The organism is Caballeronia hypogeia, assembly GCF_001544875.2.
In the GTDB taxonomy this organism is placed as follows: domain Bacteria; phylum Pseudomonadota; class Gammaproteobacteria; order Burkholderiales; family Burkholderiaceae; genus Caballeronia; species Caballeronia hypogeia.
Genome location: NZ_FCOA02000012.1, coordinates 141,942 through 160,537, shown reverse-complemented (window position 1 = coordinate 160,537; position 18,596 = coordinate 141,942). Strand labels below are relative to the sequence as shown.

Here is an 18,596-nt window from a genome sequence, read left to right as displayed (position 1 = left end):
TCGATATGAAATGGGTGTCCCGGATGGACGGATTCGGAGAGATGCTTTCGATTCTAGTCGCGTTTCATCGAGCGAGTGACTCGGCGAGTGATTCATTGAAGCGCGAAGTAATCGGATAACGCCAGTCGCGGCCGAACGCGCGATGCGTGACGCGTATGCCGATCGGCGCCTGCCGGCGCTTGTATTCGTTGATCTTGATGAGGCGCGTGACGCGCTTCACATCGTCCGCGCCGTAGCCCGCCGCGACGATCTCCGCGAGCGAACGGTCTTCTTCCATATACATGCGCATGATCGCGTCGAGCGCTTCGTAGGGCGGCAGGCTGTCCTGATCGGTCTGGTTCTCGCGCAGCTCGGCGGAAGGCGCGCGCGTCAGAATGCGCTCGGGGATGACGTCGCGCCGGCCGTAGGCATCGGTCGCGTTGCGGTAATGGCAGACCTTGTAGACGAGCGTCTTCGCAATGTCCTTGATGACGGCGAAACCGCCCGCCATGTCGCCATAGAGCGTGCAATAGCCGACGGCCATCTCGCTCTTGTTGCCGGTCGTGAGCACGAGCGAGCCGAACTTGTTCGACAACGCCATCAGGAGCGTGCCGCGAATGCGCGCCTGAATGTTCTCTTCGGTCGCGTCTTCCGGGCGGCCCGCGAATTCATCGGCGAGCACGCCGCGGAACGCCTCGAACATTGGCGCGATCGCGATCTCGTCGTACTTCACGCCGACGCGTTGCGCCATGTCGCGCGCATCGGTCGTGGAGATGTCCGCTGTGTAGCGCGAGGGCATCATCACGGCGCGCACGCGTTCCGGGCCGAGCGCATCGCAGGCGACGGCGAGCACCAGCGCCGAGTCGACGCCGCCCGACAAGCCGATGATCGCCCCGGGAAATCCGTTCTTGCCGATGTAATCGCGCACGCCGACGACCAGCGCCTTGTACACCTGCGCCTCCAGCGACAACTCCGGCGCAACGGCGCCGCGCACCGGCGTGGTGCCGTCGAAATCGACATGGCCGATGGCTTCGTCGAACTGCGCGAGCTTCGTGACGAGTTCGCCGTTCGCATCGAGCACGAAGGAGCCGCCGTCGAAGATCAGTTCGTCCTGGGCGCCTGCGAGATTCACGTAGATCATCGGAATGCCGGTCTCGCGAATGCGCGCGCGCAGAATGTCGAAGCGCACCGATTCCTTGTTGAGATGAAACGGCGAGCCGTTCGGAATCAGCAGCACTTGCGCGCCCGCCGCCTTCGCGAGTTGCGCCGCCGACGCGTGCCACGCGTCCTCGCAGATCACGACGCCGTAGCGCACGCCATCGAGATCGAACACGAAGGGACGCGGGTCGGTGGCGAAGTAGCGCTTCTCGTCGAAGACTTCGGTGTTGGGCAGATCCTGCTTCAGATATGTGCCGACGATTTCTCCGTCGGCGATCAGCGAGGCCGCGTTGTACGTATCGAGCGGCGGCACGCCGCGCGCGATGGGCGCATCCATATTCGCGCCCTCTTCCCGCATGCGATGCGGATGGCCGACCAGCACGTGCAGTCCCGCGAATTCCTTCAGTTGCGCGGCGAGGTTGGCCAGCGCCTGCGCATTCGCCCGATAAAACGCCGGGCGCAGCAGCAGATCTTCCGGCGGATAACCCGACAGCGCCAGTTCCGGCGCGATCATGAGCCGTGCGCCTTCATGGTGCGCGACGCGCGCGGCATCGACAATACGCGTGACGTTGCCGGTGAAGTCGCCAACCGTGACATTGATCTGGGCTAGTGCGATGCGGGTTTTCATATCGATGGCGTGCGATGAAACGGGGCGCGATGAGGGCCGATTATCGCACGCGAAAATTCGCGTTTAAGCCTTCTTCCTGAACGGTGTATGGGCTTCGAGCGCTTCGATGTGCTGGTCCATCGCTTCGGTTTCGGTATCGAGAAATTCGGCGATCGCGTGCGCGAATCGCTGATCCGCGATCCAGTGCGCGGACCACGTCGGCGTCGGCAACAGACCGCGCGACATCTTGTGCACGCCCTGCGCGCCGCCCTCGAAACGCGCGAGACCGTGCTCGATGCAATACGCGATGCCCTGCATGTAGCACGTCTCGAAGTGCAGGCCCGAGACGAACTCGCGCGTGCCCCAGTAGCGCCCGTACATGGTGTCGCCGCCGATCATGTTGAGCGCGACCGCGAGCCGCTCGCCGTCCGCTTCGGCGATCACGAGCAGCATGCTGTCGGGCGCATCGGCATGAATGCGGCCGAAGAACTCGCGCGACAGATACGGCGCGTTCCAGTGCTCGCGATACGTGTTGTCGTAGCAGTCGTAGAAGAAGTCGAGCGCGCTCGCATCGATCTGCGCACCGCGCAGCCACGTGTACGTGACGCCCGCTTCCGTCACGCGACGGCGATCCTGCTTCACCTTCTTGCGCTTGTCGTGGCTCATCGTCGCGAGGAACGCGTCGAAGCTCTCGTAGCCCTCGCCGGGCAAGTTCTCCCAGTGAAACTGCACGCCTTCGCGCAGCATGTAGCCCGCGTCGGTTAGCGCCTCGACGTCTCGCGCGTGCGGAAACAGCACATGCAGCGACGACAGCTCCAGCCGTCGCGTCAGCTCGATCGCGCCGCGTGCGAGCAGCACGCGATCCTCGTGATCGGCGGCGATGAGGCGCGGGCCCGTCACCGGCGAGAACGGCACCGCGGCCAGCGCCTTCGGGTAGTAGCGCAGGCCGTGACGTTCGAAGGCGTCGGCCCAGGCGTGATCGAACACGTATTCGCCACGCGAATGAGACTTGAGGTACAGCGGCATTGCGCCGGCGAGTTCGCCGCCGCGCCTGAGTATCAGATGATGCGCGCGCCAGCCGGTGCGCTTCACCGCGCAGCCCGTCTCCTGCAACGACGAGAGGAACGCGTGACGCACGAACGGATTGTCGCCGGCGAGCCGGTTCCAGTCGTCGGCCGGGATGTCGTCCAGCGCATCGACCACATGAATTTCGACTTCGCGATTCAACAGGCTACCTCGCAGAAATATCGATGGGCGCACGCAAGACGATACCGCGCCCGAAAGCGGCTATTCTCGCGCAAGTCGCCATGGCACGCCGAAGCGGATAAAAGCGCCCCGGCGTGGTGCTTTCAGCGATAATGCGCGGCAACTATTACACCCGGACACCCAGCCGACCGACGCGATGCCGTGGTTCCTCTATCTGATCGAATGCGCCGATGGCAGCCTCTACACGGGCATCGCCACGGACGTCGAAGCGCGTTTCGTCGCGCACGCGAGCGGCAAGGGCGCGCGCTATACGCGGGCGAGAAAGCCCGTGCGCGTCATGGCGTCGTTCGAGCTGGCGGGAAGATCGGAGGCGTTGCGCGCCGAATATCGCGTGAAGCGGCTGACCGCGCAACAAAAGCGCGCGTTGATCGCGGGGGATTTTTCGATCGGATCGTTGCTGCCTCAGACCGAGGCGAGCGACGAAGAATGAAGCGCCGCCGCTTCGAAAGCATGCAGCGGCGCCCGGTGCGCGAGACTTACTTCTTGTAGTTCGCGACGCCTTCCGAGATTTCCTTGTGCGCGGCGTCGATGCCCGCCCAGCCTTCGACCTTCACCCACTTGCCCTTTTCGAGCGCCTTGTAGTTCTCGAAGAAGTGCTTGATCTGATCCTTCAGGTATTCGGGCACGTCGTCGATCGACTTGATGTTCGCCGTCATCGGGCAGACCTTGTCGTGCGGCACGGCGAGCAGCTTCGCGTCCACGCCCGATTCATCGGTCATTTGCAGCATGCCGAGCGCACGCGCGCGCACGACCGAGCCAGCCAGCAGCGGGAACGGCGTGATGACGAGCACGTCGACCGGGTCGCCGTCACCGGAGAGCGTCTGCGGAATGAAGCCGTAGTTGACCGGGTAGCGCATTCCGGTGCCGACGAAGCGGTCGACGACGAGCAGGCCCATGTCCTTGTCCGCTTCGTATTTGACCGGATCGCTCTGCGCGGGAATTTCGATGATGACGTTGAAATCCTGCGGGAGATCCTTGCCGGGAGGTACGTTGTTGAAGCTCATGAGCGCTCTCTGGAGAAGTTGAGTCGGAGATGGAATCGCACGGGCGGACGGTCTCGGGCAGCACTACCGTGCCCTCGCGCATGTCTGCGCTTGAATACGCCATTATAGCCAATCGACCCCGACGGCCGGCGCGCGGCGGGCGTTGGCGCGATAATCGGTTTCAGCATCGGTTTTCGGCAGCAGAGCATCCGATTTCAGGAGACATGCATGGAAGACGCGAAGCATTTCATCGGCAATCGCTGGGTCGCGGCATCGGGCCACGAGACGATTCCCGTCGTCGATCCGTCCGACGGCCAGATCTTCGCGCAGATCGCGCGCGGCACCGCGGCCGACATCGATCTGGCCGTCGGCGCCGCGCGTGAGGCGTTCGACGGCGACTGGGGCGCAATGAGCGCGGCGGAGCGCGGACGCATCCTCGCGCGCCTTTCGATGCTGATCGCCGCGTGCCACGAGGAGATCGCGCAGATCGAGGCGCGCGACACCGGCAAGCCGCTCAAGCAGGCGCGCGCCGACGCCACCGGCATCGCGCGCTATTTCGAGTTCTACGCGGGCGCCGCCGACAAGCTGCACGGCGAGACCCTGCCCTATCAACACGGCTACACCGTGCTCACGATCCGCGAGCCGCACGGCGTCACGGGGCATATCGTGCCGTGGAACTATCCGCTGCAGATTTTCGGGCGCAGCGTCGGGGCGGCGCTCGCGACCGGCAACGCGTGTGTCGTGAAGCCGGCGGAGGACGCGTGCCTGTCGCTGTTGCGCATAGCGGAGCTGGCGGCCGAGGCGGGATTGCCCGATGGCGCGCTCAACATCGTCACCGGTTACGGTCAGGAAGCGGGCGCGGCGCTCGCGCGGCATCCGGGCATCGATCACATATCGTTCACCGGCTCGCCCGCGACGGGCGCGGCGGTCACGAAAATGGCCGCCGACAACCACGTGCCCGTCACACTGGAACTGGGCGGCAAGTCGCCGCAAATCGTTTTCGCCGATGCCGATATCGACGCCGCGCTCCCCGTGCTCGTCGCCGCGATCGTGCAGAACGCCGGACAGACGTGCTCGGCGGGCAGCCGCGTGCTGATCGAGCGCGCGGCGTACGAGCCGCTGATCGAGCGTCTGTCGCAGGCGTTCGCGGCGCTCAAGGTCGGGCCGAGCAAGCTCGATCTCGACTGCGGTCCGCTCATCAGCGCGAAGCAGCAGCAGCGCGTGTGGGACTTTCTCTCCGATGCACAGCACGACGGCATCGCGATGGCCGCGCACGGCGAAGTCGTCGGCGATGCGCCCGAAGCGGGCTTCTATCAGGCGCCGACCTTGTTACGCGATGTCCCGCCGACGCACCGTCTCGCACGCGAGGAAGTGTTCGGCCCGGTGCTCGCCGCCATGCCTTTCAACGACGAAGCCGACGCGTTGAGACTCGCCAACGGCACGGACTACGGGCTCGTCGCGGGCATCTGGACGCGCGACGGTGCGCGTCAGATGCGTCTTGCGCGGCGCGTGCGTTCGGGGCAGGTGTTCATCAACAACTACGGCGCGGGCGGAGGCATCGAATTGCCGTTCGGCGGCGTGAAGCATTCGGGGCACGGGCGCGAGAAAGGCTTCGAGGCGCTGTATGGCTTCACGACGCTCAAGACCATCGCGATCAGACACGGATAACGGAACTTACCGGAGGCACGTATGCGACTGCAAGGCAAGACGGTGATCGTGACGGGCGGAGGCTCGGGATTCGGCGAAGGCATTGCGAAGACCTTCGCGCGCGAGGGCGCGAACGTGGTCGTCAACGATCTGAACGGGCCGGCCGCCGAGCGCGTGGCGAGCGAGATCGCGCTGGCTTCATCGGCGGAGGTGAAACACGGACGCGCGATCGCCGTTCAGGGCGACGTCACGAAGCGCGCCGACTGGCAAACGCTCTTCGATGCCGCGATCCAGGACTTCGGCAGCGTGCAGGTCGTGGTGAACAACGCGGGCACGACGCACCGTAACAAGCCCGTGCTCGACGTGAGCGAAGCCGAGTTCGACCGCGTCTATGCGGTCAACGTGAAGAGCCTCTACTGGAGCGTGGAGCAGTTCGTGCCGTATTTTCGCGAGCGCGGCGGCGGCGCGTTCATCAACATCGCATCGACAGCGGGCGTGCGGCCGCGCCCCGGACTCGTCTGGTACAACGGCAGCAAGGCGGCGGTGATCGTCGCGAGCAAGGCGCTCGCGGTCGAGCTGGGCGTGGATCGCATCCGCGTGAACTGCATCAATCCGGTGATGGGCGAAACCGCCCTGCTCACCGAGTTCATGGGCATGGAGGACACGCCGGAGAACCGCCGCAAGTTCCTCGCGACGATTCCGCTCGGGCGACTTTCGACGCCGCAGGATGTGGCGAATGCCGCGCTCTATCTCGCCTCCGACGAGGCCGAGTTCATCACCGGCGTCGCGCTCGAAGTGGACGGCGGCCGCTGCGTGTGAGCGTGGTGCGAGCGCGCCGCGCGACGAGTGCGGCGCGCGTTTACATCAGTGCTTTCCCTAGCGAAAACAAGCGCTTAACGTCGATGCCGACGGGCTAGAATCCTTACGCGACCGTAAACGAGAGCGGGCCCATCCGCTCAGCCTGGCGCACACAAAAATATCGGAGACAAGCAACATGGCCAGCACCGCCAATCCCATGCCTCGCCCCGGCGCGGGGACGCCATCCGCGTTCGAGGAGGCTACGTATAAAAAGGTCGTCTGGCGGCTCGCGCCGCTTCTGCTCATCTGTTATGTGGTCGCGTATCTGGACCGCGTGAATGTCGGCTTCGCCAAGCTTCAGATGGCCGCCGACCTGCAACTCTCGGATGCCGTGTACGGCTTCGGCGCGGGCATTTTCTTCTTCGGCTATTTCATCTTCGAGATTCCGTCGAACATCATCCTGCATCGCGTCGGGGCGCGCGTGTGGATCGCGCGGATCATGATCACGTGGGGCATCATTTCCGCACTCACGATGTTCATCACCACGCCGACCATGTTCTACGTGATGCGCTTCCTGCTCGGCGCGGCGGAAGCGGGCTTCTTCCCCGGCATCATTCTTTATCTGACGTACTGGTTCCCGGCGCGACGTCGCGGGCGCATCACGACGCTGTTCATGACGGCGATCGCGCTTTCCGGTCTGATCGGCGGGCCGATCAGCGGCTGGATCATGGACGCCTTCCACACGAAGAACGGCTGGCACGGCTGGCAATGGCTGCTGTTGCTCGAAGGCATTCCGTCGATCATCGTGGGCATCGTCGTGTTCCTGAAACTCGATGACCGCATCTCGGAGGCGACGTGGCTCACGGCGGAAGAGCGCGAACTGCTCGAGCGCAATATCGCGAGCGATAACGTCGAGAAGGAAGACATGCCGCTGGGCAAGATTCTGTCGAGCCCGAAAGTCTGGCTGATGAGCATCATCTACTTCTCGTTCGTGATGGGACTTTATGGTGTGAGCTTCTGGCTGCCGACCATCATCAAGTCGATGGGTGTGTCGGATGCGCTGCACGTGGGGCTTTTGTCGGCGATTCCTTATGGCGCTGCGGTGATCGGCATGTTGTATGCGGCGCGAAGCGCGGATCGTTCCGGCGAGCGTCGCTGGCACATTGCGATTCCGGCGTTGATCGGCTCGATCGGTCTCGTGCTGTCGGTCGTGTGGTCGTCGAACACGACGCTGGCGATGGTCGGCCTCACGCTTGCGACGATGGGAATTCTTACGACGTTGCCGCTGTTCTGGAGTCTGCCGACGGCGTTTCTCGCAGGCACCGGCGCGGCCGCCGGGATCGCGATGATCAACTCGCTGGGGAATCTTGCGGGGTTTCTGAGCCCCTATCTCGTGGGGTGGTTGAAGCAGGCGACTGCTTCGAATGCCAGCGGCATGTATATGCTCGCGGGGTTCCTCGTGCTGGGTGCGTTGCTGGTGTTGAGCGTGCCGGCGCGGATGGTTAATCGGTAAGGGTTCTTTTGCTTTGGGCTGGGGGCGCTTGGGCTTTCGTGAAATCCTGATTTCGCGTCGGACTATTAGCGTCGCCCCTCCCCAGGGCGGGGGTAACTTTCTTTGCGGCTGCAAAGAAAGTCACCAAAGAAAGCAGCTTCTTCAGGCCCGCAGTCACACGCAATTTGGCCACGCTTACTCCTTCCCAATGGCCCTCGCCTAAGTGTCGCCCTCATAGGCCCCAACGGGCCTGGATCGCGGACCCACTGCCACATCGCGCAATTCAACTGACTGGTGCAGCGCCAGCAAGCTCCGGCGCTGCGCTTCGCGCCGCCGATGGGTCAATCGGGTCCGCGCGCACTCCCCTTCTAATGTCTCCATCTCGCTGCATTCGCCGCACGATGGTTTCCCCTGCATACCCAACGGCAGCGCGTAGCGCTGTGCCGGAACTCTTCGGTGCTGAACCCCAGCCACCTATAGCAACTAGCTGGTCAGACCGTGCGCGATCCACTTCGCGTTAGACCCGTGCGCGGGAACGACATCGATGTGAGCGACGTCGGCGGGCATGGCGGAGGACTCAAGATCCCCGCGCCCGAACATTCGGGCATACTCCAACTCAAACATTGAGGCGCACATAAAATTACAAACACGCGTTTCACTAACGTCTCGAAAGTGTCGTAATCTGCAACTCATCAAACAATATAGCTGAGAGAGAGGCAGAGGATGAAAGGAGCCGATAGCGACGCGATCGATCTACCGACATTAGGCGACGCCACGGAGGAACGGCTTCGACAATTAATTATCAGCGGCGACCTGGAGTTCGGCGAGCAGGTCACAGGACGCCGTCTGTGCGCTCGCTTTGGCTTGAGTTCCACTCCCGTTCGTCAAGCGTTGTGGCGTTTGAGCGTCGGTGACCGCCTTGTCGTCATAGAGCGGCGCAATACTGCAACGATATTCGCGCCGACAATAAAGGACATCAACGACATCAGCGCGGTACGCATCACGCTTGAACAGGCCGCCATACGCGCGGCAACGCGCGAGAACCGGTTGCCACTTGTGACGGATCTCAAGCGGAACATCGCAGCGTCCATGTCTCTCGTGGACACGCTCGATCTTTCGAGTTATCGCGCCCTAGACCATGAATTCCACAATATGATTCTGCGTCACGCGGATAACGCTTATCTCACAGACTGCTACTCGGCCATCAGTAGCAAGGTGCTGGCGATGCGTAACCGCTTGAGTTTCTCGCGCGAGTACGTGGGAAAGTCGATCGATGAACATCTGGCGATCACCAATGCTTTGCAGGACGGAAAAGTAGACGATGCTTGCGAGATAATCGCGCGGCACGTCAACGCGGGATTCACTGAGCGGACGCGACGCCTTTTGGCAGACATCGCATCCTGACAATAAGCCCCTCGTAGCACTTACTCGATGGTGTAGGCGTGATAGTCCCGCATCACTGATTCGTTGAGATCCAGCCCCAAACCGGGAAGATCCGGGATTGCATAGTATCCGTTATCCGGTTGATAGTCCTGCACGCATAGCTCGCGAATGCACTGTTTGAGGCTGTGCGTGTGGTGCTCGTGAATGATGAAATTCGGTATCGCTGCCTCAAGGTGCAAGGCCGCAGCGGTCGAAACCGGGCCACCGCATATGTGCGCCTGGACAGTTGCGTCATAAAGATTCGCGTAGTCGCAGATTTTCTTTGCTTCGGTCAGACCGCCACACAGGCAGACATCGGGTTGAATGACTGCGACGGCTTGCTTTTCAAGCAGTTCACGAAAGCCCCACCGTGTATAGGACCGTTCGCCGGTTGCAACGGGAATGTTGATGCTGCGCGCCACCAGCGCCATGTTGTCAGAGTTCAGAGGGTGTACAGGTTCCTCATAGAAGAAGATTCGATGTTTCTCGACGGCTCGCGCAAACTGAATGGCCGCGTTGGTTCCCAAAAGCGAGTGAATCTCGATGATGATGTCGACGTTGGGACCAACCGCTTCACGCATGGCAGCGATGCGTTCCTCACCCATGCGCAACTGATCCTCGTACAACAAGCCGAAGTAGTTTTGGTTTATCTCCCAATCGAGCGGCGGGCCTCCGTTTCGGTCCACTTGCAGCGGATCGACCTTGATTGCCGTGTAACCCTGCTCGACGGCTTGCCGTGCCGCTTCTGCATACTGCTCGGGTCGGGTGAGCATTTGATGAACGTCGCTCCAACCGAACTGGAGCTGGCTCGCGTAGGTACGCAGGCGCGTATTTGTCTTTCCGCCAAGCAACTGATAGACCGGCGCATTCAGAGCCTTACCGCGAATGTCCCAAAGTGCAATGTCGATTGCGCTCATGCCGGCGTACATCACATTGCCGCCCCCCATCCCCCAAAAGGTCGCCCGGAACAGGTTCTCCCATATTGCCTCGACTTTCATCGGGTCTTTCCCGATAATGCGCGGCGCCAGGTCGCGCACAATGCCGACGCCGGCTTTCGCTCCCGCCCCATACGCCAATCCTACTTCCCCAAGCCCGCTAATGCCTTCATCCGTGTGAACACGAACGATGATCGGATTGAAGCGCGCCATTCGTGGATCACGTCGATTGACCTCACAATCAAAAATTTCAACTTTTCTGATTTTCATTTATTCGTATTCCTTATTTATATGCGTGAACGTTGACTAGTTTGTGTGCCGGCGTTACGCCGCTGCCTCTTGTTCGACAGTGCGAATGCTGCGCGGAATGCGCATTGTTACAAGCACGACGAATGCGACCACGCAAAGGGCCGATTCCACGGCGAATACTCCCGCCGACCCGAGCTTTTGGTAGATCTGACCGAGCGCCTGATTCGCGAGAAATCCACCAAGGCTCGAACATGAGTTGATGAACGCGATGCTCAGAGCGAGACCTGCTGGTGAAAGCAAGGCGGGGGGGATCGCCCAATAAGGTCCGTAGAAGCTGAGAATTCCAACGCCAAACAAGGCCAGACCTACGAGTCGCAAGGGCATGATGGCCGCGCTAGCGATGACGTAGAAGCCTATGCCGGCCAGAAGCATCGGTAGTGCTGCGTGCCACTTGCGTTCTCCGGTTCGGTCCGAATGGGCAGCCCATAGCGGCATTGCGACCATCGCGCAGACAAACGGCAACGCCATAATGATGCCCACCTGGGTATCGGTCAAAGACGGGTCGAATTCCTTCACCTGGCCGGGAAGCCAGTAATTTGACGCTTGAGAAGCTGCCTGGATCAGCATGTAGGCGATCGCGAGTCGCCAGAGAGTGGCGTTCGAAAACACCATCTTGAGTGTCGGCTTTTCGACCTGCTGGTGCGACCCTGCCTCGCGTCGAAGTTCCGATTCGAGCCATGTTCGCTGCTGCTCCGTGAGCCATCGGGCCTCAGAAGGTTTATCGACCAGTACCACGAAGGTCAGAAATCCGAGCAGAACTGTCGGGACGCCTTCGATTGCAAACAGCCAACGCCAGCCATCGTATCCGGAAATGTGAACGTGCTCGACGATCCAGCCGGACATTGGGCCTGCAATCACTGAGGCGAAGGCGATTGCCAGCATGAAAAGGGAAGTCACCTTTGCGCGCTCCCGAGCCGGAAACCAGCATGCCAGATAGTAGATCATGCCGGGAAAGAAGCCCGCTTCAAATACACCAAGCAGCAGGCGCGCAAGTGCTAAGTGAGTTGCGTTCTGAGCAAAGAACGTCAGTGTTGTCACCACTCCCCAAGCTACGATGATGAAGCCGATCCATCGACGCGGCCCGAAGCGCTGAAGCGCAATATTTGCGGGAATCTGAAAAAGCAGATATGAGGCGAAGAATATTGAAGCGATGGTGCCAAATTCCGTGGGCGTTATGTTCAAAGCCCGATTCATTTGAAGCGCCGCAAACCCCACGTTGACGCGATCTAGATAATTGAAAAAATAGAGCACAAATGCGAAAGGAACGATCTTCCACCGTAGTGTATTGATAACCTGCTGACTAAACCTCTGAGAATCCACGCGACCTCCAAGTGACGAACCGAGTGTATGTTGGTAGACGACAGGGGCACGGTATATAGCGAACCGTTTGCCGTCAATGCGTTTGTCTTTTGTCTTATACAACGTTTCGCAATCCATATTATTACATCATCGAACCGGGTCTGAAATTGATTGCCTCGGTCTAGATCCGAAGCCTTGCCGCTCCTTTTTGGCCCTGCCTGCGCCCCCTCCTTAGCAGCCAGGGCTCTTTTTTTGACAAGTGCAGATTCAATTTTTCAGAACGTTCTGAAGGCAGCGAATTGATCGGGGAATCAAAGACCAGGATGGAATCAAAATTCGGACAGCCGAGATATGAATAAAAACGCTCACAGATTGGTCTACAACCGAGTGCGCCAGATGATCGTCGCGGTGGCTGAATTCGCAACAGCACACGGTAACGGCAAGGCGCGCGGGGAAACAGCCGCAAGAACCGCATCGCAAGCTTCGGTCTTTGGGCCTTCAATCCGAATCATGGCGTGGGCGGCGATGCTGCTGCTCGGCACTGCATCGACGTACTCGATCGCGCAGATCGTCGCCGCGCCGGGCTCGGGCGCGCAAGTCATCGAGACGCGAAATGGCCTTCCACAGGTAAACATCGCCACCCCGAGTGCGGCGGGTGTCTCCGTCGGTACGTTCAGCCAATTCGACGTCCAGCGTCAAGGCGCCATCCTGAACAACTCCGCGACCATCACGCAGACTCAACAGGCCGGCTTCATCAATGGAAATGCAAACCTGACGCCCGGCAACGAAGCGCGGATCATCGTCAATCAGGTGATGTCGAATTCGCCGTCGCAGTTGCGCGGCGCGCTTGAAGTCGCCGGTCCACGCGCGGAAGTCATCATCGCGAATCCGAATGGACTCGTGGTCGATGGCGGCGGATTCATCAACACGTCCCGCGCGGTCCTGACGACCGGGACGCCGAGTTTCGGGCCGTCGGGCAACCTCGCGGGCTTCAACGTAACGGGCGGCAACATCACCGTGCAAGGCGCGGGGTTGAATGCAACAAATGTCGATCAGGTGGACATTCTGGCGAGAGCGATTCAGGTCAATGCGGCGATTTACGCGAACAACCTGAATGTGATCGCCGGTTCAAATCGGCTCGATCACGATACCCTCACCGCGTCGGGCAATGCGACGGTGCGTGCGCAGAGCATCGACAACCATACCGGTAGCATGACGGCGGGCCGCGCGCTGAACGTCGCCACACCCGGCGCGCTGAATAATGCGGGCGGCACGCTTTCGGGTTCCACGACGACCGTTTCGGGCGCGAGCATCGACAACACCATCGGCAGTATCGACGGCGATACGCTGTCTGTGTCGACGCCGGGCAATCTTAACAATCGCGGCGGCAAACTCACGCAATACGGCGCGGCCGATCAGACGATTGACGTGGGCGACAAGCTGGATAACAGCGGCGGCACGATCGCGACCAACGCGACGAACCTGAACGTCGAGGCTCAGGACATCACGAACGACAAGGGCAAGATTCAGCACGCCGGCAGTGGCACGCTTGCCGTGATCGCGAACGGCGCCCTTTCGAACGTCGGCGGCAATGTGCAGACCAACGGCGCGCTCATCGCCGCGGGCACGAGCATCGACAACACGTCTGGCACGTTGCTGGCCATGAGAAGCGCGCGCGTGAATGGCGCAACAGGCATCGTGAATCGCGATGGTTCGTTCTATGGCGGCAATGGTCTGAATGTCGATGTGCAAGGCGATTTCGACAACGCGAATGGCTCTGCACAGACAGCTGGAGATCTGTCCATCAACGCGGGCGGCGCGCTGAACAACGCGCAAGGCACGATCGCCGCCAACGGCGCGCACGGCACGATGGCCGTGACGGCGGCGCGCGTCGACAACACGAGCGGCAAGCTCAACAACGCAGGCGACGGCGCGATGAACATCAATTCGTCGAACACGACCGTCAACGCGACGAACGCAATGTCGAATGCGGGCCGCATCGAAGGCGATGCGGTCACGACGAACAGCGCTACAGCAGCAACGCGAAGCACAGCAGCGTGACGCCACCGTGCAAGCGCCGGCGGTGCGCTCGACTTTGCCGAAAGCCAAAGCGTTTCCCGATCTGCCAAAGAGTCGCCGTGCTTTCGCATCGACACGTTCGCACTCGTCGTGCCGGAGACCTTGCCTGATTCGGTTCGTGACAAGGGCGCATCGTCTCTTCCGCTCGACCGCTTCGCCTTCGCACGCGAATGGCTCGACCACTACATGGGCCAATGCGTCGGCAAGGAAGGCGTGAGTCTGCTGATGAAAGGATTACAGCAAGCGATCCTTTCGCGCGGCTACATCACCACGCGCGTGCTGGTCCCCGAGCAGGACATGTCCGACGGCGCGATGGTGTTCGCACTCGTGCCCGGCGTCATTCGGAATGTGCGTTTCGCGGAACCTCTGTCATGGGGCACATGGAAGACGGCATTCCCGACGAGACCCGGCGACGTGCTCGACCTGCGCGACCTTGAACAAGGGCTTGAGCAAATGAAGCGCGTCGCGAATCAGGATGTCGCCATGAAGATCGAGCCGACCGACACGCCCGGCGAAAGCGACGTCGTGCTCACGGTCAAACGCACCAAGCCGTGGTCGCTCGTCGCGTCGGTCGATAACTCGGGGAGCCGCGCCACCGGCAAGCTACAAGGCAATCTCAGTCTCGGCGTGAACAACCTACTTGGCCTGAACGACGTGCTGAGCTTGGGCGTGAATCAGGACTTGTACATTGCAGACAAAGGACTCGGGTCGCACGGCTTCAACGGCGCGTATTCCGTGCCATGGGGGTACTGGACTGCGACGCTGTTCGGCAACTCGAACACCTATTATCAGCAGATCGCCGGCGCGAGTCAGACGTTTGTTGCAAGCGGAAATTCGCAGTCTGCCGGCTTCAAGCTGGCGCGCGTGCTGCGACGTAGCCAGAGCGATGTGTTCGGCGCGTATGCGCAACTGTCGAAGCGCTTCGGTGCAAGTTTCCTCGAAGACGCGACGATTCCGCAACAAGGGCGAAACAACACGTTCTTCGAAGCCGGTCTGACCGATCGTCATTACTTCGGCGGCGCGCAGCTCGATGGCTCACTGGCATACCGCCAGGGCATAGGTGCCTTCGGCGCGACGCCGGACCCTGTGTTCGATGCAGACCTGAGCCCTTCTCCATCGGGAGTAGCGACGAAGCCGGCCAGTCCGACGTATCGTTTCAAGATGGCGGTGCTCGACATGAACCTGTCCGCGCCGTTCGCGATCGGCGATCAGGCGTTCCGCTACGCGACGACCTTCCGCGGCCAGTACACGAACGATACGTTGTTCTACGTCGACGACCTGACCATCGGCGGCCGCTACTCGGTACGCGGTTTCGACGGTGAGCAGATGCTTGCTGCGGAGCGCGGCTTCTACTGGCGCAACGAAGTTCAGGTACCGATCGGCAAGACTGGCCATGCGCTTTATGCGGGCATCGACTATGGCCGCGTGTTCGGACCGAACACTGCGTTTCTTGCAGGCACGCAGCTCGTCGGAGCGGTAGTCGGCATTCGTGGAGGCTTGCCGATGAAGTACGCCGGTTTCAGCTATGACGTGTTCGCCGGAACGCCGATCTATAAGCCGTCGGCGTTCGAAACATCGCGTGTAACGTTTGGCTTTCAGATGACGGCGCAGTTCTGATCCGCGCAACGCCAACGCCTGATTCATGCAGGATCGGTCATACCGGATCTTTTGTCTCGGGCGGACTGATGGACAGATAGCGGCGTAACAGTATCAATTCGTCATCGGTTCGGCAGCGTTCCATGACCAACTGGACAGTTTGGCGTTGCAAGCGGTCTGCTCTTTCAACCTGTTCGCCGATCGGCTTGCTGGCGTCGTAAGGACGAGGCGCCTTGTACCGCATTTGCAAATCCAGAATCTCGGCGGGTGCCAGGCTCGTCAGATCATCGTCCTGCAAACGCAGCGCGCCGTTCAGCGGCAAAAACCGCCGCGTGCCGGACTTTGCGTTACCGTCGATGACCGCTATCGTGCGGTGAATCAGATCGATGTGTTCGAGCTCAAGTCTCAGCAGCTCACCGCGGCGCACGCCCGTGTTGAGGCTGACGAGAATCTTCACGCGCAGTTCGTCGACCGCGCGCTCGTCGTCGAGTCTGACACGCAAGGCGTGCTCCCGTGCATCCAGCGCCGCGTGCAGCCGCGCGTCTTCATCGTCGTGCAAGAAGCGCACGATGCCCGACGGCTCCCGCAGCTTCTTCACCTGCGACATTGGATGCACGGCGAGCACTTCGGCGTCCACGGCGAGCGAAAACACGCCGCGCATACCGTTCGTCTTGCGGTTGATGGTCGCGTCCGCATAGCCCGCGTCTTTCTGGTCCGAGATCCAGTCGATGAAATCCTGCTTCACGATGGTATCGAGCCGTCGAGCGAGCAAACACGGAAACCCCTTGCGCACCGTGCCGGTGTTGGCCTCGACGCGATGCTTCTTCTGCTTGATGTTCAGGTGCTTCGTGTACGGGCCGTCGATGAAGTCGCCAAGCGTCAGCATGTCGACGACGGCGCGGGCGTCGACGCGGCGCTCCCGGCGCGCAACTTGTTGGGTGAGCGAGTCGCCCTTATGGTCGAGCAACGTGGATTCCTGACGCGCGAGTTCGCGGGCTTCGCCGGGTTGCAGGCGTGGTAGTGCCCGATGATCTTGCGCGGGCGCGAGCCGTCGGGCGCGGTATAGCGGTAGGTGTAAGCAACCGCACCGGTCGGCGTGACCTTCACGCCGAAGCCCGCCAGTTTGTTGTCGGCGTATTCCTGATACTTGCCGGTCGCGACGATACCGCGGAGAAAGTCGCGGTCGATCGTGATGGAGTTCTTCTTGCGGCTCATGCGTGCCTCCGAGTGCATCCCCGGTGATGCCGCCGCGCCCGACCCACATTAGGGGATTTTTAGGGGCAAACATGCGGTGATACGCAGGGTAATGCGGGGTTACGGGAGACGCAAGCGTAAGCCTAAGTCATTGATTTTTGGACACTATAGGGCCTCGTAGAACACGCTGGAACAAGATGTTTTTCCGGGGACGGGCAGTGCTAATAGACCGACACGAAAACAGGATTTCACAAAAAGCCCAAGCGAACGACAAGACCGCACCGCAACGATGCACGCCCTTGCCCGCGTGCACCAAAACCCCGCCGCCGGGCGCGAATCCCACGAAGTAAAACTTCCTTCAAACAAGCTTCAACCCTTTGCCACACGGGCATTTCACCCTGATTGGCATAACCCTTGCAGAACGCCACGAGCAATCGTCATTGCTCAAACAAACACATCGGCAAGGGGAACACACATCATGAAACGACGCAGTCTGCTGAAGTTCGGCTCCATGTCGGGCGCGCTCGCCCTCGCGGGTCAGCTTCCGATCACGAAAGCCCATGCCGCCGATACCGGTCCGATCAAGGTCGGCATCCTGCATTCGCTGTCGGGCACCATGGCCATCTCCGAGACGTCGCTCAAGGACACGGCGCTCATGACCATCGCCGATATCAACAAGAACGGCGGCGTGATGGGCCGCCAGATCCAGCCGGTGGTCGTCGACCCTGCGTCCAACTGGCCGCTCTTCGCGGAGAAGGCGCGTCAACTGCTCACGCAGGACAAGTGCGCAGTCGTGTTCGGCTGCTGGACTTCGGTGTCGCGCAAATCGGTGCTGCCGGTCTTCGAGGAACTCAACGGCCTGCTGTTCTACCCCGTGCAGTACGAAGGCGAAGAGATGTCGCGCAACGTCTTCTATACGGGCGCGGCGCCCAATCAACAGGCGATTCCCGCAGTCGAATATCTGATGGGACCGGAAGGCGGCAGCGCCAAGCGCTTCTTTCTACTCGGCACCGACTACGTGTACCCGCGCACGACCAACAAGATCCTGCGCGCGTTCCTCCACTCCAAGGGCGTCAAGGATGCGGACATTCAAGAGGTCTACACACCGTTCGGACATAGCGACTATCAAACCATCGTCGCGAACATCAAGACCTTTGCCCAAGGGGGAAAGACGACCGTCGTCTCTACGATCAACGGCGATTCCAACGTACCGTTCTACAAGGAGCTCGGCAACCAGGGCCTGAAGGCGACCGACGTGCCCGTCGTCGCGTTCTCGGTCGGCGAGGAAGAGCTGCGCGGCATCGACACCAAGCCGCTCGTCGGCCATCTCGCCGCGTGGAACTACTTCATGTCGGTGAAGAACCCGAACAACAAGAAGTTCGAAACGCAGTTCGCCGAATGGGTCAAGTCGCAGAGCCTGCCGGGCGGCGCCAAGCGGGTCACCAACGATCCGATGGAAGCGACCTTCGTCGGCATCCACATGTGGAAACAGGCCGTCGAGAAGGCGAAGAGCACTGAGGTAGACAAGGTGCGCGTCGCGATGGTCGGTCAGTCCTTCGCCGCACCCTCGGGCTTCACGCTGACCATGGACGGCAACCATCATCTGCACAAGCCCGTCATGATCGGCGAGATTCGCGGCGACGGCCAGTTCAACGTCGTGTGGAAGACCAAGACCGCGGTGCGTGCGCAGCCGTGGAGCCCGTTCATCGCGGGTAACGAAAGCAAGCCGGATGTCGTCAGCTCGATTCCGTCGTTCCTCCGGCGTCAGCGCGTGCGTGTCGCGTAACGCGTCCGAGTCCTGATGTAACGAAGCCGCGCGCTCGTCCTGACGC

Annotated in this window: 14 protein-coding genes and 2 pseudogenes; 9 read left to right on the top strand and 7 right to left on the bottom strand. The window is 61.1% G+C overall.

Features of this window, described 5'->3' with window-relative positions:
• Positions 1 to 64 precede the first annotated feature (64 nt).
• Both AWB79_RS19300 and AWB79_RS19295 read right to left on the bottom strand, forming a co-directional pair.
• A complete protein-coding gene (locus AWB79_RS19300; protein WP_061169030.1) occupies positions 65 to 1,765 on the bottom strand; it encodes an NAD+ synthase in 1,701 nt (566 codons plus the stop codon).
• Between the two features lie 63 nt (positions 1,766 to 1,828).
• The gene (locus AWB79_RS19295) at positions 1,829 to 2,971 is read right to left on the bottom strand and encodes a GNAT family N-acetyltransferase (RefSeq protein ID WP_061169029.1); all 1,143 of its coding nucleotides are present in this window, start codon (positions 2,969 to 2,971) and stop codon (positions 1,829 to 1,831) included.
• A gap of 175 nt (positions 2,972 to 3,146) precedes the next feature.
• Here AWB79_RS19295 and AWB79_RS19290 point away from each other — a divergent pair, with 175 nt between their 5' ends.
• On the top strand, positions 3,147 to 3,440 hold the full coding sequence (locus AWB79_RS19290; RefSeq protein WP_061169028.1) for a GIY-YIG nuclease family protein: 294 nt from the start codon (positions 3,147 to 3,149) through the stop codon (positions 3,438 to 3,440).
• 46 nt (positions 3,441 to 3,486) lie between these two features.
• Here AWB79_RS19290 and ppa read toward each other — a convergent pair whose 3' ends face one another.
• The gene (gene ppa / locus AWB79_RS19285; protein ID WP_061169027.1) at positions 3,487 to 4,014 is read right to left on the bottom strand and encodes an inorganic diphosphatase; all 528 of its coding nucleotides are present in this window, start codon (positions 4,012 to 4,014) and stop codon (positions 3,487 to 3,489) included.
• A gap of 207 nt (positions 4,015 to 4,221) precedes the next feature.
• Here ppa and AWB79_RS19280 point away from each other — a divergent pair, with 207 nt between their 5' ends.
• From AWB79_RS19280 to AWB79_RS19265, 4 genes are all read left to right on the top strand, one after another.
• The gene (locus AWB79_RS19280) at positions 4,222 to 5,661 is read left to right on the top strand and encodes an aldehyde dehydrogenase family protein (RefSeq protein ID WP_061169026.1); all 1,440 of its coding nucleotides are present in this window, start codon (positions 4,222 to 4,224) and stop codon (positions 5,659 to 5,661) included.
• 21 nt (positions 5,662 to 5,682) lie between these two features.
• Positions 5,683 to 6,459, top strand: a complete 777-nt coding sequence (locus AWB79_RS19275) for an SDR family oxidoreductase (RefSeq protein WP_061169025.1) — start codon at positions 5,683 to 5,685, stop codon at positions 6,457 to 6,459.
• 175 nt (positions 6,460 to 6,634) lie between these two features.
• Positions 6,635 to 7,951, top strand: a complete 1,317-nt coding sequence (locus AWB79_RS19270) for an MFS transporter (protein ID WP_061169024.1) — start codon at positions 6,635 to 6,637, stop codon at positions 7,949 to 7,951.
• Positions 7,952 to 8,653: 702 nt separating this feature from the next.
• The gene (locus tag AWB79_RS19265) at positions 8,654 to 9,334 is read left to right on the top strand and encodes a GntR family transcriptional regulator (protein WP_061169023.1); all 681 of its coding nucleotides are present in this window, start codon (positions 8,654 to 8,656) and stop codon (positions 9,332 to 9,334) included.
• A gap of 20 nt (positions 9,335 to 9,354) precedes the next feature.
• Here the strand turns inward: AWB79_RS19265 and AWB79_RS19260 are convergent, their stop codons facing one another.
• Together AWB79_RS19260 and AWB79_RS19255 are read right to left on the bottom strand one after the other, a co-directional pair.
• On the bottom strand, positions 9,355 to 10,557 hold the full coding sequence (locus AWB79_RS19260) for a mandelate racemase/muconate lactonizing enzyme family protein (RefSeq protein ID WP_061169022.1): 1,203 nt from the start codon (positions 10,555 to 10,557) through the stop codon (positions 9,355 to 9,357).
• A 54-nt stretch (positions 10,558 to 10,611) separates the two neighbouring features.
• Positions 10,612 to 11,916, bottom strand: a complete 1,305-nt coding sequence (locus AWB79_RS19255; protein WP_061169090.1) for an MFS transporter — start codon at positions 11,914 to 11,916, stop codon at positions 10,612 to 10,614.
• A gap of 330 nt (positions 11,917 to 12,246) precedes the next feature.
• On the opposite strand from AWB79_RS19255, the pseudogene AWB79_RS41060 reads away from it, so the two are divergent.
• The 3 genes and pseudogenes from AWB79_RS41060 to AWB79_RS19250 all read left to right on the top strand — a co-directional run.
• Positions 12,247 to 12,375, top strand: a pseudogene (locus AWB79_RS41060) (ESPR-type extended signal peptide-containing protein); the annotation flags it as partial.
• Positions 12,376 to 12,405: 30 nt separating this feature from the next.
• Positions 12,406 to 13,956 (top strand): two-partner secretion domain-containing protein, encoded by a 1,551-nt coding sequence (locus tag AWB79_RS38320; protein ID WP_374728554.1) that lies wholly within the window; start codon positions 12,406 to 12,408, stop codon positions 13,954 to 13,956.
• Positions 13,841 to 15,591: pseudogene (locus AWB79_RS19250) on the top strand (ShlB/FhaC/HecB family hemolysin secretion/activation protein). Before AWB79_RS38320 ends, AWB79_RS19250 begins: the two are co-directional and overlap by 116 nt.
• A gap of 37 nt (positions 15,592 to 15,628) precedes the next feature.
• Here AWB79_RS19250 and AWB79_RS19245 read toward each other — a convergent pair.
• Positions 15,629 to 16,315, bottom strand: coding sequence for a tyrosine-type recombinase/integrase (locus AWB79_RS19245; protein WP_157695806.1), 687 nt, complete (start codon positions 16,313 to 16,315; stop codon positions 15,629 to 15,631).
• A 134-nt stretch (positions 16,316 to 16,449) separates the two neighbouring features.
• Positions 16,450 to 16,785 (bottom strand): Arm DNA-binding domain-containing protein, encoded by a 336-nt coding sequence (locus tag AWB79_RS19240; RefSeq protein ID WP_061169020.1) that lies wholly within the window; start codon positions 16,783 to 16,785, stop codon positions 16,450 to 16,452.
• 457 nt (positions 16,786 to 17,242) lie between these two features.
• Between AWB79_RS19240 and urtA the strand changes: the two genes are divergently transcribed.
• Positions 17,243 to 18,550 (top strand): urea ABC transporter substrate-binding protein, encoded by a 1,308-nt coding sequence (urtA, locus tag AWB79_RS19235; protein WP_061169019.1) that lies wholly within the window; start codon positions 17,243 to 17,245, stop codon positions 18,548 to 18,550.
• The last annotated feature ends 46 nt before the right edge of the window (positions 18,551 to 18,596 follow it).